The 15,347-nt window shown below is 44.3% G+C and carries 14 protein-coding genes and 1 riboswitch; of the genes, 11 read left to right on the top strand and 3 right to left on the bottom strand.

The window, feature by feature from the left end:
• Positions 1–32 precede the first annotated feature (32 nt).
• The 5 genes from SLH55_RS02590 (at position 33) to SLH55_RS02570 (ending at position 5,535) form a co-directional block, all read left to right on the top strand.
• The gene (locus tag SLH55_RS02590; protein WP_320322517.1) at positions 33–1,067 is read left to right on the top strand and encodes a zinc-binding dehydrogenase; all 1,035 of its coding nucleotides are present in this window, start codon (positions 33–35) and stop codon (positions 1,065–1,067) included.
• A 192-nt stretch (positions 1,068–1,259) separates the two neighbouring features.
• Positions 1,260–1,832 carry a cysteine hydrolase family protein gene (locus SLH55_RS02585; RefSeq protein ID WP_320322516.1) on the top strand — a complete coding sequence of 191 codons (573 nt, stop codon included), beginning with the start codon at positions 1,260–1,262 and terminating at the stop codon, positions 1,830–1,832.
• A gap of 141 nt (positions 1,833–1,973) precedes the next feature.
• Complete coding sequence (locus SLH55_RS02580; protein WP_219167165.1) at positions 1,974–2,603, top strand: TetR/AcrR family transcriptional regulator; 630 nt, start codon at positions 1,974–1,976, stop codon at positions 2,601–2,603.
• A gap of 2 nt (positions 2,604–2,605) precedes the next feature.
• Positions 2,606–3,307, top strand: a complete 702-nt coding sequence (locus tag SLH55_RS02575) for an ABC transporter ATP-binding protein (protein WP_320322515.1) — start codon at positions 2,606–2,608, stop codon at positions 3,305–3,307.
• Positions 3,307–5,535, top strand: a complete 2,229-nt coding sequence (locus tag SLH55_RS02570; protein ID WP_320322514.1) for an ABC transporter permease — start codon at positions 3,307–3,309, stop codon at positions 5,533–5,535. Before SLH55_RS02575 ends, SLH55_RS02570 begins: the two co-directional genes overlap by 1 nt.
• Before the next feature lie 33 nt (positions 5,536–5,568).
• Here the strand turns inward: SLH55_RS02570 and nei are convergent, their stop codons facing one another.
• The 3 genes from nei to SLH55_RS02555 form a co-directional block, all read right to left on the bottom strand.
• Positions 5,569–6,408 (bottom strand): endonuclease VIII, encoded by an 840-nt coding sequence (gene nei, locus SLH55_RS02565; protein ID WP_320322513.1) that lies wholly within the window; start codon positions 6,406–6,408, stop codon positions 5,569–5,571.
• 666 nt (positions 6,409–7,074) lie between these two features.
• A complete protein-coding gene (locus SLH55_RS02560) occupies positions 7,075–8,427 on the bottom strand; it encodes a glucoamylase family protein (RefSeq protein WP_320322512.1) in 1,353 nt (450 codons plus the stop codon).
• A gap of 291 nt (positions 8,428–8,718) precedes the next feature.
• Positions 8,719–9,618, bottom strand: a complete 900-nt coding sequence (locus SLH55_RS02555) for a Gfo/Idh/MocA family oxidoreductase (protein WP_320322511.1) — start codon at positions 9,616–9,618, stop codon at positions 8,719–8,721.
• Between the two features lie 176 nt (positions 9,619–9,794).
• Positions 9,795–9,898, top strand: a riboswitch (purine riboswitch).
• Positions 9,899–10,031: 133 nt separating this feature from the next.
• Between SLH55_RS02555 and SLH55_RS02550 the strand changes: the two genes are divergently transcribed.
• The 6 genes from SLH55_RS02550 to SLH55_RS02525 all read left to right on the top strand — a co-directional run bounded on the left by SLH55_RS02550 (position 10,032) and on the right by SLH55_RS02525 (position 15,316).
• Entirely contained in the window at positions 10,032–10,892 is an 861-nt protein-coding gene (locus tag SLH55_RS02550; RefSeq protein WP_219167160.1) for a 5'-methylthioadenosine/S-adenosylhomocysteine nucleosidase, read from the top strand.
• A 90-nt stretch (positions 10,893–10,982) separates the two neighbouring features.
• Positions 10,983–11,921 carry a TRM11 family SAM-dependent methyltransferase gene (locus SLH55_RS02545; protein WP_320322510.1) on the top strand — a complete coding sequence of 313 codons (939 nt, stop codon included), beginning with the start codon at positions 10,983–10,985 and terminating at the stop codon, positions 11,919–11,921.
• Between the two features lie 174 nt (positions 11,922–12,095).
• On the top strand, positions 12,096–12,929 hold the full coding sequence (locus SLH55_RS02540) for an aldo/keto reductase (RefSeq protein WP_226672526.1): 834 nt from the start codon (positions 12,096–12,098) through the stop codon (positions 12,927–12,929).
• A 306-nt stretch (positions 12,930–13,235) separates the two neighbouring features.
• Positions 13,236–14,267 carry a fatty acid desaturase gene (locus SLH55_RS02535; RefSeq protein WP_219167158.1) on the top strand — a complete coding sequence of 344 codons (1,032 nt, stop codon included), beginning with the start codon at positions 13,236–13,238 and terminating at the stop codon, positions 14,265–14,267.
• Between the two features lie 69 nt (positions 14,268–14,336).
• Positions 14,337–14,810: a response regulator gene (locus SLH55_RS02530; RefSeq protein WP_219167157.1), complete on the top strand. Its 474-nt coding sequence runs from the start codon at positions 14,337–14,339 to the stop codon at positions 14,808–14,810.
• Positions 14,811–14,944: 134 nt separating this feature from the next.
• Positions 14,945–15,316, top strand: a complete 372-nt coding sequence (locus tag SLH55_RS02525) for a DUF2500 domain-containing protein (RefSeq protein ID WP_219167156.1) — start codon at positions 14,945–14,947, stop codon at positions 15,314–15,316.
• Positions 15,317–15,347: the final 31 nt, after the last annotated feature.

Genomic DNA, 15,347 nt, shown 5'->3' with positions numbered 1-15,347 from the left:
TAAGAAACTACAATAAAGGAAGATGATGACCAATGAAGGCAGTTCAAGTGACAGGTTATGGAGATGTCGACAAGCTCTCAGTTGTGGATATTCCATGTCCAATCCCAAAAAGGGGGGAGGTCCTAGTCAAAGTAAAGGCATGTGCCATCAACAATACCGAGATCTGGATGAGAGAAGGGGCTTATGGAACCGAAGAGAAGTCGGGCTGGCGTCCCGAGGGAGTTCAATTCCCTAGAATCCCCGGATCGGATATCACTGGTGAAATCATTGAAGTAGGTGAAGATGTTCCTGAAACCATGGTGGGTAAGGCGATTGTTCTTTTCCCTTTTACTTCAAGCGGTGGTGAAGGCAGTGAACACATCTCAGATGATATGTCATTCATTGGTTCAGAATATGACGGAGGATATGCAGAGTATGTCGTCTGGCCCTCTGAACTCTGTTATGACATGCCTCTGTCTACATTTGAAGAAAGTGCTGTGTTTTCCGTCAGCGGATTGACGGCGTGGCATATGGTGGAACAGATTCAGGCGAAACCCTCCGAAACGATCGTCGTTACGGGCGCCAATGGTGGTGTAGGGTCTTTGAATGTTCAGATCGCTTCAAACGTATTCGGTTCAAAGGTCATTGCAATCGTTGGGGATCTGGAGTTAGAAGATAAAATGAAAGAACTTGGCGCCAACCATGTACTGTCCTATAAGTCACCAAACCTTGCCGAAGAGATTCTTGAAGTGAATGATGGTCCGGTAGACTCCGTCTTGGATGTTGTCGGAGATGCGCTGTTTTCAACGTCCCTCGAAGTTTTGAAAAAAGGCGGTAAGTTCTGCATATCGGGGTCTGCCGGTGGTCAGAAAACCGAACTCGACTTCAGGATCCTCTATTTGAAGCACATCACGTTTTATGGCTCGGTCCTTGGCACGAGAGAAGAGTTCAAACAGATGCTTGAAGCGATTTCTGAAGGCAAGATCAAGCCGGTCATCGATCGGACATTTCCCCTGGAAAAAGCAGGGGAAGCACAAACGTATTTTAAACATTCAGGAAAACTGGGGAAGATCTTATTACTTCCGTGAATTTTAACTGAAATCCGGAGTCTTTATGGCTCCGGGTTTTTTTATGGTTTTTCAGCGGGGGATAAAGGATTGTATATGTGCTAAGACGAACTATAAGGAAGTAGTACTTAAAAGGGGGCGGTTCATGATGAAAAAGATGAAGGATCGACGACCAGATGACAGAGGACTAAAATCGTAAAGGGGTTTTTCAACGTGAAGCAGGCATTACTTGTTATTGATGTTCAGCAGGAATTAGTGGAAGGAAATGAAAAGGAACAGGCGGTCTTTCAAAAGGAGAGGCTGATAGAAACGATCAACGGAGTGATTGAAAAAGCGAAGGAAGCGGATGCCCACATTGTCTTCATCAGGGATAAAGATGTCGCAGGCGGTACCGGTGAAGGGTTCCAAGTGCACCGGGACCTTGTGATTCCGGATCATGCAGAGGTTTTTGATAAGCTTGCCACCAACTCGTTTTACGGGACGCCGTTACTCTCATTTTTAAAAGATAAAGAGGTGGAGCATGTCGTGATTGCAGGTTGTCAGACCGAGTACTGCATCGACACAGCGGTCAGGTATGCCACCGTCAGCGGCTTTGACGTTACACTGGTGGCTGACGGTCACTCCACCAAGGACTCGCCGGTGTTAAAAGCGGAACAAATCATTGCCCATCATAATGGTGCCCTCAGAGGCCATTATAATGTGGATCATTTTTCCGACGTTCGGCCATCTGAAGAGGATCTGTTCCAGCCGAAGCATGATGAGTATCGAAAGGAATATGGTATGTAATACGTGTAAGCCCATTTCATTGACTGAAATGGGCTTTTTTGTGGGCAAACCTCATTTGACAATCAATTATTTTCCAGTTAAAATATGAATGTATTCATAAATGAACGCGTTCATATTTTTGCAAGTAGAGGAGTAAGCGATATGGCAGGATTACGTGAAGATAAGAAACGGCAAACACAGCTGAACATCATGGAATCAGCGAAGAACATCTTCTCCGAGAAGGGATTTGAATCGGCTTCCATGGCTGAAATTGCGAAGGATGCAGGGGTTGGGACCGGTACCATCTATAATTATTTCCCCTCTAAGGGAGCCTTACTGCTCCGGATCTTTACTGAAGAAGCGGAGGAGATGAAAAGCGCACTTCAAGACCCGTTTTCTGTAAAAAAAGATGGAGATCTCGTAGGAAGTGTGGTTGGGGCCATGCATGGTTTTGCGGAGTTTTTTCAGCATTACCCGAAACCATTTTGGCGTGAACTGTTTCACGTGATGACCGCAGAGGTGGAGGAGAGTATCCGGCTGAGGCAGGGCTTATTCGGCATTGATGAAGAAATGATGAAGTGGGTCATGTATATGATCGAAAGCCATTCAGACAGATTTCTTGTCAGCGTTGATCCACAGGAAGCCGCCTATGCCATCTATAGTGCAGCCATGTCCGATACGATGTTCTATATGTATAACGAGGATATGAGTCACAAAGCATACAAGGATCAGCTATCGAGGCATATACGATTTCTGTTTGAGGGGAAAATGAAAACTGGAAAGAAGGAATGAACATGAGCATCTTGCGTATAGAAGGAGTTCATAAATCCTATGAGAGTAGCCAAACGACATTTCAAGCCCTCACGGATATACAGGTGAAAGTGGAGAGAGGAGAAATTGTCGTTATTCTTGGTCCATCGGGTTCCGGGAAATCAACGCTATTAAATGCGATCGGTGGGATAGATGTCGTTGATTCCGGAAGTATCATCGTCAATGACCATGATATCACTCAATTGAATGACCGGAAGCTTGTGGATTATCGCCGGGAGGAAGTTGGATTTGTCTTTCAAATGTATAATTTGATCCCAAATCTCACAGTCTACGAAAACATTGAATTGACGGCAAGCATCAGCCCCAATGCATTATCTATTTCAGAGGTGATCGATGCTGTAGGTTTATCGGGTATGGAAGACCGCTTCCCCCGTGAATTAAGCGGTGGGCAGCAACAGCGTGTCTCCATCGCCCGTGCTGTTGTGAAGGCTCCGAAACTATTGCTGTGCGATGAGCCTACCGGCGCACTGGACTCCGCCACTTCGAAAGAAATTCTGCAATTGATTGAGAAAGTGAACGAAGAATTTGATACGACTGTCCTCATCATTACCCATAATCAGGCGATTCAAAGCATGGCGAACCGTGTCATTACGTTAAAAGATGGAAAGATTGAATCTGACCAGGTCAACAAACATCAAACCTCTGCAGAAGGGGTTGAGTGGTGATGCCCCTGCGAAAAAAACTTTTGCGGACCATAATGGAAAAGAAGGCACAGTTTTTTTCTGCCTGGTTACTCATCGTGATCAGTTCCACCGTGTTTTACTCGTTCACGGCAGCGGGAGCGAATCTCATCGACAATCTGAACATTTTTTATAGTGAGAATAAGGTGGAGGATGCCCAATTCGTTACACAGGAACCATTGAAGGATGTAGAGGGGATTGAGAGTGCGACCGGCACGGAATTGGAGGAACGATATCTATCGGATGTTCCTTACGGGAGCGATGCGACACTCCGGGTTTTGGATGCCACTCAGGACGTCAATCTCTATTCCATCGTGGAGGGTGAAAGGCTGAGTTCAGATCAAGATATTATGGTGGATAAAGGGTTTGCCGGAGCACATGATATTTCCATTGGAGAGGATGTTCAGCTGTATGGCAGAACGTTTCTTGTTTCTGGATTCATGGCCATACCGGATTATATTTATCCACTAAAAGACGAATCGGGATTCCTAAAGAATCCTGATGCATTCGGGGTTGCGGTCGTGAACCAGGATGTCTTAGAAAAGTGGGATACGCAACAGGTATACTATAGCGTTCGATTTTCAGGTGAGTCACGAGATGAACTGAAGAAACAGCTGAATCAAATCACTCAGATCATCAAATGGACGGACAAAAAGGAAAACAATCGGATATCGTTCATTAAAGGAGACATTGCCGGAGTCAAAAAAATGGGTGAATTCCTCCCAATCGGCATATTGCTGATCAGTATGGTCATCATCCTGATATTGTTGTGGAGATTAATGAAAAAGGAATATGTCCAAATCGGTACTTTGTACGCACTGGGGTTTCGAAAAGGAGAGATCATACGTCATTATCTATCCTATGCCGGGTTGCTGGCCGTCTCAGGTAGCTTCGCAGGTACCGTTCTTGGATGGGCATTACTGCACCCATTATTATCGACGTTTGCTGCATATTATAATTTACCGGTATTAGAAGTGGACCCACATGGGGCGTACTTGCTCACGAGCCTGCTGCTGCCACTGGTCCTCTTCATCCCATTCACGTACTACTTGGTGCAGCGTGTATTGAAAACCCCTCCTGTTAGTTTAATAAAGGGCGGGGAACTTAAGGTGAAAGTAAGCAGGCTGGAACGATTGTTTAAATTAAAGAAGATCACGTTCAAGCGGAAATTCGTGATCAGGGAAATCGTAAGAAACGTCCCGAGAGTTCTGTTTCTGCTCACTGGAGTGGTGTTTGCCACTGTATTATTATTGTTTGGCTTTGTCACGAAAAACTCCATGGAATATCTGGTGAGTGATCATTTTCAACAGGTGTATAACTATGAATATAGTTATTTGCTAAAAGCTCCCGAGACCGATCCACCTGAATCGGGGCAGGTCGGATCGACGGCTCCTTTTACCATCGAAGGGAAAACGGGTGAGGAGATGGCTACGATTACAGGTTTGAAAGCAGAAAATACGGCTATCCAATTAAAGGACTCAAAGGGGAATAAATTGACATTCACTTCAGTGATCATGAACCAATCCTTATCCGATAAGATGGGGATTGAAGAAGGGGATACCATTGAAGTGACGAATGAATTGTCCGGCCGCTCCTTTGAAGTGACCGTTGATCATATCGCAGTATCATATCTTGGAAATATGATCTATATGCCCCTTAAGGAATACAACCAATTAAACGGGTACCCTGCTGGAAGCTATACGGAGATATATTCTAATAAGGAACTCACAATGCCTGAAGAAAATATCGTAGCGACGACTAAATTATCGGAGACTGTTTCAGGATTCAAGGAAATGATCAAGCCATTGAACTATGGGGTAGCGGCGATCGCCTTTGTCGCAGCGATCATTGCCGTTATCATTATTTACATTTTGATCTCGTTATTGATTGAGGAGAATTCATTTAAAATCTCCCTTATGAAGGTGATCGGTTATCCTGAGAAGTCGATTGCGGGAATGATGATCGGATATAATAGGTGGTTTATTATCCTTGGATTTCTCATCGGGATCCCTGTTACGCTTCTTTCGATCTCATCGTTTATGAATTCGATTACGGCTGAGATGAATGTGACGATCCCCGTCCAGCTCGATTGGATGAGTGTCCTGATCTGTTTTGTCATCATCATGGCTTCGTATTATGTCTCCCTATGGCTGAATCGGAGGAAATTAAACGGAATCTCCATGACGGAAGCGATCAATCGCAGTACGGAATAGAATGAAATGAAAAGGTGTCTGACCCGCAAACGGTCAGACACCTTTTTTGTCAGGAAGTGCCTGACATACCGGACAGAAATACAGCCGCCTTGAAGCTGCAACGGTCTTCTCGATTTCACTTCCGCATATGAAGCATGATGCCTCTTCACGATTAAATACCCAGTGCCGATAACGGGAACGCTTTACACCTTCTGCTTTCAACTTCTTTGCAAGCTCAAGATCATTCGTGATCCCGCCCGTTTCATACGACTGCTTCGCTAAGTGGATGATGCTTTCAGCCGCTATCTTTAACTGATCCGGTGGGCAATCGATTGGTCGAAGGGAAGGGTGGATACCTGAGGTGAACATGATCTCGGATCTCAAATAATTTCCGATTCCGGCTACGAAGCCTTGGTCCAATAATAGAATTGCCCATTTTCGGTTTCGAAATCTCTTGTCCTTCATACGCTCGAACAGATCATCGACTGTTACCTTTTCGCTTAATAGATCAGGGCCCACCTTAGAAATGAAGGGATGTTCCGGCACTTCTTCATCCCGTAGGACTTCAATATCCGATGCACTGTAGAGAAGAGCCGATTTCTTCTCGTTGTGAAGTGCGAGGCGGAGCTGTCGGTTGGTTTTTGGATAGTTGTAAAGGTTCCGGATATACCATTTTCCGTAAAGTTGATTGTGGGAGTAAATCGTGAAACCATTATCAAATTTAATGAGCATGGCTTTGCCCTTCGTATCGACACGTGTCACGATGGCCCCCCTTAACAGATCTTCGTACCCTTCTAAATGAGGGAAGGCAAAATAGATATCCTGTACGGTTTTATTTCTAAGAGCACTCTCAATGTTATCGGCTGCTCTTCTGATTTCGGGACCCTCTGGCATGATACTATACTCCTTTTTTACTTTGGCTGTTTTCGTAAACATTGTTGCTTTTGGATGTAGCGAGTGGCGGTTGATTTCCGCTACAGGTGCTCGCTTTCCGCGGGGCTGGCGGTGAGCCTCCTCGGCTACGCCTGCGGGGTCTCACCTGCCCAGCGTTTCCCGCAGGAGTCGAGCACCTTCCGCTCCAATCAACTATCCAGAAGAAGTGTTTTACAAACACAAAGGAAATGTGAAGATCGCGTATGCCACTGCTTTTTATTCTTTGCAATGACTGATTTAATTTAGTAGTCCGTTACTCTTTTTAAACTGTTGGTCACAAACCATTTTGCTCTGTCAACTACTTACTACGTTAGAGGGTGAAGGGAACTACGTAGACTCCTACGGAAAACGGGCGTGCCGAGACCCCGGAAGCGGTATTTGCTGAGGAGGCTCGGCCGAACGTCCGTGGAAAGCGAAGTAGTTCCCTTCACCCTCCTGCACCACAACTTAAATGACGGAGCATCGTAAATCTTAGTTTGTAACCGAATAGCAACAATCTTTGTGAAAACAGCGTTTACTTTAGATGTTCCCTGATTGAAGGCGATGTAATCGTTGGAACTGTTTGTGCTTTGGATAAAGTAAAAAGTCCAAGCAATATCGCTTGGACTTACAGTGTTTTTACAGGACCTATTTTATAGAAAATGTTTCTTTTATCAACAGATCCTCTGGTGATTTTCCTATAGAATCTTTGTGGAAGTAATCCCTGATGACTCCATCCTTTAAGTAGTTGACGATTGAGATCATTGTCATCCCTTGATCTAACGCAAGATAGGCATTGGTCACTTCTCCCGTTTCTACGTTAACGGAATCAAGGAATCCGTATTTGCCGTACATATCGAAACGTTTCAACGCCTGAATGTTTTTAAATGCTTCCATCGGGGCGTACTCCAGTGCCAGGAAAGTGGCATGTGGAGTGACCGTACCATCTGACTTATAGCCATCCATCCCAAGTGGTGTAGCGGCGAATTCAGAGTAATTATCCGGTGTCGCAGCTGGTGACATGCCCCAAGCAGCATAGCCCTGCTCTTTGGCATATTGAATCTGAATATCGACATGACGCTTATTATTCAATCCGAGTGCATTTTTTCCGAGTTCCTTTTCCTTCAGTACAAGCTGTGGCATCAAAGCTTCGAACATGCTTCCACCCCAGCTCGGCACATACTTGGTGCCCTTGTAGCTGTAATGTCCTTCGAAGACATCTACACCATCATACGTTTCAGTGTGACCTTCAGGAATCTGTGCCTGCCAATCCCAGCTTTCAGGCATGGTGCGGAACATTCTCCACCAATGCTCTCTCGGCACATCTTCTTTCCCGATGGCGATATAGCTCGCCACCCTTGGTTCTGTATAGAAAGCACCATAATGGTGAGCGGTATAGCTTCCGGCCGCTACATCATATCCGCCCCTCATTTGTCCTACTTCAGGAGTGTACAGGGTCGAATAATCCATCTCTTTAACAAGAGCATGGGTCCGGTCATAGAGTTCAGGATAAGCCTGACCGACTACAATCAATCCGGCAGATAGCCATCCATTGTCGACGGTAGAAATGAATTGTCCCCAATCCGTCATGAGGGACGCATCCTCCGTATAATACCAGTTGTAAAATAGTCCGTTCCATTTCTCCATGCCCTCTAAGGATGTCAACGTTTTATTAATATTCTTGACAGCTGTTTCTCTTGAAATGATGCCCACTTCCGCTGCTGAAATAGTACTCATCATATACATCGAAATGTTGGTTGGTGAAGTGAATTGCTGGGAAGTGATTTCCCCATTCTCCATTCGTACCGCATCGTACGTAAGGCCGGTTTGTTTATCGGTGAAATCTTCGAAGTATCGGTAGGTATTTTTTGAAATCGCTTTCAATTGTTTGGATATAGCGATCTCTTTTCCTTTGGTTTGATACTTGGCTGAAGCGGCCGCTGGAAGGGCGGAACTGACAACCAGAGCAATGAGGAGAAGCAGTGACATTATTTTTTTCAATATCCTTCACGTCCTTTCAATTTAGTGAAACGTTTCGATTAAAGTATACAAAAGGAAAAGGAAAACGTATATCACTCAATAGTAACAATTGTCTGAAAAATATATTGTCTCAAATGATAAATACTCATTCTTTGGAACTAGTACTTCTGTTGGTTTGGAATGGGAAGTTGAGGAAACATCATAACCATATGAAGAATCTCGAATAAAGTCTATTCAATGATTAGAGGAGGATTAACCCTAGAGGGAAAAAGGGGAAGGGAGAGGGACAGTGAATACGTCCCTTTGTCCCAACTACTCAATCATGCCAACAATTCGTTCGCAAATCTCATGGGTAATCAATGAGTCCTCAATGGAGGGGGCAGGTTCTTTCCCAGTTTCCACACACTCAATGAAGTGATCGACAAGATCATAAAATCCCCGCTTGAATAGAGTAGGTTCCCAATCCCCAAAAGAAGAAATGCTCTTTTCCTTGTTATGATAATGGGTCGTCTCCACGAGGCTGTTGACGACATATTTGTGATGATCCGCAGAGTATTCGATGATTTCTTCCGTCACACCGCCATCACGGTTCATGATCCCGACAGCCGTACAGTCCTCACCAATGAGCTGGATGATGAGATGATGAAGGAGGTCCCCTTTTTTCAAGGACTGAACCTGTACATCCTTCACCTTTGAATCCATCAGGAAACGGAGTGTATCGACTACATGAATGAAATCTTCAACGACGAATCTTCTTGGCTCGTCGGGAGCAGCAAATCTATTTTTTTGCATTAATAGGAAGCTCGGTTTTCCATGTTTTTTAAGTTCCTTCACCTTCGGAATGAAGCGTCGGTTGAATCCAACCATGGCAATCTTCCCGCTGTCTTTCGCGAGTTGAACGATTCGCTCGGTTTCTTGTAAGTTAAGGGAAATCGGTTTGTCTATGTACACATGTATGCCGTTTTCTATGAGCTTTTCCGCTATCTCAAAATGGGCCTCTGTAGCCGTACTCACGAAGGCTGCGTCGATATCCAGGGCAATCAATTCTTCCACTTGTTGAACCCGGTGTTCGATTCGATATTGCTCAGCCAGTTTATGAAGTGTTTCTTCGTTTCTAGTACACAGAACCAGCTCGACACCTTCTTTTTCTGAAAGGACGGGCAGGTACGCTTTTCTTGCAATATCACCTAATCCGATAAGTCCGATTTTCATATTTTGCACCTCATCGTTTTTCTTTCATTATAGTATTCTGTCTTTAGATTTCAAATGATTGGCTTAACTTGCAAAAGTAAGAGAAAACACAAAACACGAACATTAAAAATAAAATTTAAAATAAAATTCGTATTTTTGTTGAATTGGTAAATGGGGTTTGTTATAGTAACACCGTAGCACAATTACATAGTGTCACTCGTATATCCTCGGTAATATGGTCTGAGCGTTTCTACCTGGTTCCCATTATAAGAACTAGACTACGAGTTAAGGTGTTCGGTTTTTGGCGTGTTTTGCCATTTACTTATACTTTGACTTCGGGAGGTCTGGAAGGTAGGATTCACTCTATCATTTCAGGTCTTTTTCTTTGGACCAAGACAGACTAGGGATTCCAACTAGAAAAGGGAGAGATTCAAATGAAAAAGAAAATGGCCTCATTTGCAGCATTATCTGTACTTGCACTATCTGTATTCACTGGCTGCAGTTCAGCCCCAACGGAAGCAAAGGAAAAAAAGGAAGAGCAACCGATCATCATACAAGGTCCAATGCCGATTGAAGCTGAAAAGTTCGCAGGTAAACTTGAACATGTGAAAGAAGAAACATCCGGATCGTTCGTTTTTTACAAAGGAACGCTGGATGGCTACCCTGTCATCGTGACGAAGACAGGAAAAGGAATGGAAAATACGGCAGCGGCAACGGCTGTAGCCATTGAAAGATATAACCCCATCGCCATCATCAATCAAGGGACATCCGGCGGTCATGACCCGGAACTGAACGTGTTTGATATCGTTTTAGGTGAAAGAACCGTGAATCTTGGTTCGTTAAAAACAGGCAATCTGGCAGATGAAGAAGGGATCGAGCCGACTGCCTGGAAGCCGATGGATCTGATGGCATCTGAGGGTAGTGCAGGGGAAGATCCGAATGCTGAAAAAATCCGTTACTTCGATGGAGATGAAGAGTTACTTGCTGCGGCCAAAGCCGTAAAGGACATGTACAAAAAAGGGAAAGTCGTGGAAGGGACGATCGGTTCTGCCGACGTGTGGAATAACGAAGTCGATCGAATCCAATGGTTTCATGAGAAATATGGTACGTCTGTAGAAGAAATGGAAGGCGCATCGGCAGCACAAATCGCCGGTGCCTATGAAGTCCCATTCCTTGGAATCCGCGTATTGTCCAACAACAAAACGAACGGTGGAGCATACAACCCGGACACCGCCGCTGCTAATCAGGAATACGTATTTGAAGTAGTGAAAGAGTATATTTCAGAAATGAAGTAATACATTCTAGAGGGACGGACCTCCGAAACGGAGGTCCGTCCCTCTTTTATGATACAATGGTGAGGTGCAATAGTTGAACATCATACGGAGTTGATCATAATCGAAACGAAAAACTATTTATATACGTATTCATGGGAACCGAATGAAGCCTCCCTATGTGCTTTGGAGAGACGCATCCTGTTTGGTGAGGATTCTGAATCTAGCATTCTCGAAAGCAGTATTGAAATCGATCCGAGTAGAAGTCCTTTCATTCGTGAAAGACTTGAAATCATATGTGAAGCTGGCGAGTTCGTTGAATTACTGAATCATATACATCAATTAGAAGCAGTGGATGGATTCAAGGTTGTATTCGTCCAGAATCCTGATGCAGAGAAAGTAGGCTTTAAGAAGCTGCGCAAAATCGAAAAGGAAGTCGGTCTGCACCTGAAAGGGGAGGCAGAGCTAGTCGAGCCGCATATCTGGTACGGGATCATCCAGGCTCATGACCGATGGGTGTTTGGAAAGTATGTAAGAAATGAAGCCGTATGGCTGCACCATGTGAAAAAGCCCCATAGTTACTCAACGGCACTGAGTACCCGTGTTGCCAGGGCTGTCGTAAACATTGCGGCTCCTGAAACGAGTGGAGTGAAAATGATTGATCCTTGCTGTGGAATCGGGACGGTCCTTGTTGAGGCTTTATCCATGGGAATCGATATCGTCGGCAGTGATCGCAATCCGCTGATCCTCGATGGGGTCAGGGAGAATATCGCTCACTTTGGATTGGAAGGAGATGTGTCATTAAGGGACATCAATGATATAACAGGAAGCTATGATGTAGCCGTCATTGACCTTCCTTATAACCTTTGCTCCGTCATTTCAGATGATGAGCAGCTGGAAATGCTAAGGAGTGCGAGACGATTTGCTGATAAGGTCGTCATCGTGACCCTTGAAGATGTGGATGCCAATGTGACCAAAGCGGGCTTCGATATTATCGACCGCTGTGAAGTGAGTAAAGGAAGATTCGTCAGACAGATATTGGTATGTGCGTAAAGAGTGTGGAAGAGAGTTTCCACGCTCTTTTTTTATTATAGTCATCCACTCAGTTACTTCAAGGTGCCTATCCCACAAATAAGTGCCTACTTCTCAAGTTCCCGATCATGGTTCATACTGGGTACATGTTTCTTCAAGAAGCATATTACTTTCATGTAAAAGGAGAGGATAGGTATGACCATCAAATCTATCACTTTAAATAATGATATAGAAATGCCCGAAGTAGGATATGGTGTATTCCGTGTCGAAGACGGTCCTGCCTTGGAGCAAGCGGTGCAAACAGCAATCAAAATCGGCTACCGCAGCATTGATACAGCGGCCATTTACGAAAATGAAGCAGCTGTAGGAAAAGGAATCAAGAGTGCTATTGAAGCCGGTCTCGTCACACGTGAAGAATTGTTCGTCACTTCCAAGGTATGGAACAATGGTTTGACGTATGATGAAACGATTGCCGCCTATGAAGAAAGCCTGGAGAAAATGGGTCTTGATTATCTTGATCTCTATTTGATTCACTGGCCAGGGAATGACAAGTACATGGAACCATGGAAAGCACTTGAATCCCTATATAAAGATGCTCGTGTAAAATCGATTGGAGTGAGTAATTTCCAGGTGAATCACTTGGAGAGGTTACTAAGTGAAGCGGATATCAAACCAGTCATCAATCAAATCGAGTTCCATCCAAAGCTGACTCAATCAGAGGTTCGAGCGTTTTGTGAGAAGCATGACATCCATGTGGAAGCCTGGTCTCCATTGATGAATGCGGAACTATTGAACAATGAAACAATCAAGGGAATCGCTGATGATCACAATAAATCAGCGGCCCAAGTGATCCTTCGTTGGGATTTGCAGCACGGTGTCATCACCATCCCTAAATCCATGACCGAGTCGAGAATTCTTGAGAACATTCAATTGTATGATTTCACATTATCTGAAGAGGAAATGAACCGATTGGATGAACTGAATGAGAATCTGCGCAGTGGTCCGGATCCGGATGAATTTAATTTTTAACTGAAAATATCTTCAATTGGTTTGAGGATCTAAGTGTGAGCTTCGGTTTATTCCGGAGCTCCTATTTTTATGCTTTTTTTCAGGGGAATAAGAATATTTTTCATTTCTTCAAAAATAATAATACCGATTGAAATGGAACTAGTTGTTCAAAGAAGTGAGTGATATCAAGGATTCCCCTTAATGAAAGCGCATGACAATTTCTCCCTTATGACATTTGTCATGCCCAGCATATGACACCTACTACTAACACGTTGAACACACCTATCCTATAATGAATTCAACGCCTTAAACGAAGGGAATAATGACATGACAAATATAAAAACGTTGAAAAAAGAAGTGGCTCCTTATGAAAAGTCAACCACGAAGGAAAGTATCTGGCAGATGATCAACACGCTTGGGCCGTTCTTTCTATTATGGTTCCTTGCCTATCAAAGTTTATCTGTGTCGTATTGGCTGGCACTCGTTCCAATCGTGATAGCAGCAGGATTCTTAACGAGGATCTTCATTATCTTTCATGATTGTACCCATTTTTCTTTCTTTAAAAGCCGTAAAGCCAACCGGGCAGTCGGAACGGCCATGGGTGTCCTGACACTGTTCCCGTTTGATCAGTGGGGGCATGATCATGCTGTGCATCATGCGACAAGTGGAAATCTGGATAAACGTGGGACGGGTGATATTTGGACCCTTACCATTGATGAATATGTAGCAGCACCTTTGAAAACTCGTTTAGCGTATCGCTTTTACCGTAATCCGTTTGTTATGTTTGTACTAGGACCGATTTATGTATTTCTTTTAAAGAATCGTTTCAATCGCAAGAATGCACGGAAGAAAGAGCGCAATAACACATATTTAGTGAACGCGATCATCGTCGTTCTTATCACCCTCCTTTGTCTTCTGCTTGGATGGCAGGAATTCTTGCTCGTGCAAGGTTCGATCTTCATGGTATCAGGCTCAATCGGAATCTGGTTGTTCTATGTTCAGCATACATTTGAAGACTCTTATTTCGAGGAAGACAAAGAGTGGCAGTATGTACTGGCAGCGGTGGAAGGAAGTTCTTACTATAAGCTTCCGAAAATCATGCAGTTTTTGACAGGAAACATCGGATATCACCACGTTCATCATTTAAGTCCGAGGGTACCGAACTACAAGTTGGAAGAAGCTCATAACAATACAGAGCCATTACAAAATGTGCCGACCATCTCGTTATGGACCAGCTTAAAATCGCTCCGCTTCAAGTTGTGGGACGAAGAGAATAAGACATTCGTAAGCTTCAGAGGCGTCAAGTCCTCAGCGAAATCAAATTCCCGCATCTCAGCAGAAGCCAAACCTGAATTATAAAAACACAGCGACTCTCCTTATGCAGAATTCATATAAGGAGAGTCTTTACTTGATAAGGAGAGAACCTACATGATCCGCATAGTGATGACTCAAGATGAAGAATTATTACTGGGGACAATCGCCACTCTTCTCAATCTCGAAGAAGACATGGAAGTCGTAGGAAGAGCCACGAACAGGGAACACACACTTGAGCTCATTCGAAAGCACCAGCCCGACCTCCTCATCCTCGACATTGAAAACCTCTTGAGGGACGGACCTCTTGAGGTTGAAGATTGCCGTATCCTCGTCCTTGCGACATTTGCGAAAGAAGGATATCTCGATAAGGTGCGCGAAAGCAGGGCAGATGGTTATGTATTGAAGGACAGTCCGAGTGATGAATTAACTTTCACGATACGCAGGATCTTAGAAGGGAACCAGATCTATTCCCCGAACCTTCTCGGGGGAAGACATGAAGCTGCTAATGATATTCCCCTTGACCCAGGGCCGGTGAAGAAGAATTATTTTACGATGATCTTGGACAAAATGAAGCACCCGACAGGCTGATCCCCCTTTAGTCTGGCCCGATCCAAAACAGTGTACCTGTTTCTGATCGGGCCTATTTGTGTCATCTATTTCATCAATCCCACATAATGGTAAGTAGATGTTAAAATATAAAAAAGATAAAGGGGAGTATCGACATGTCACCAGGTGGGGATTTTATGTTCCAAGCGGTTCCGATTTTTATCGGGATCATTTTTGTCATCATTATATCCATTATATTGTCTTCTGCCATCAAAGGAGTTGCGCAGTGGAGTAAGAATAATCAGTCACCGACTCTGAATGTACGTGCGAAAGTCATCGGTAAACGGACAGATGTAAGAGGTGGTGGTGAGACAAGGGCTTACAGCCATTACTATCTCACCTTCGAAGTGGAAAGCGGCGACAGGATGGAATTGAGGGTGAAAGATACGGAATATGGCATGCTTGCCGAAGGGGACGAGGGAGAATTGACCTTTCAGGGGGATCGTTACCTTGGGTTTGAACGACTGCCAGTCGAGGCACAACGGTAAAAAGGAAGTCAAAAGGGGGTACCCTTTTGAC

The sequence above is a fragment of the Rossellomorea sp. YZS02 genome, assembly GCF_033963925.1.
Classification (GTDB): Bacteria; Bacillota; Bacilli; order Bacillales; family Bacillaceae_B; genus Rossellomorea.
The sequence above is the reverse complement of the archived record's forward strand: the minus strand, read 5'-3'. Positions and strand labels throughout refer to the sequence as shown.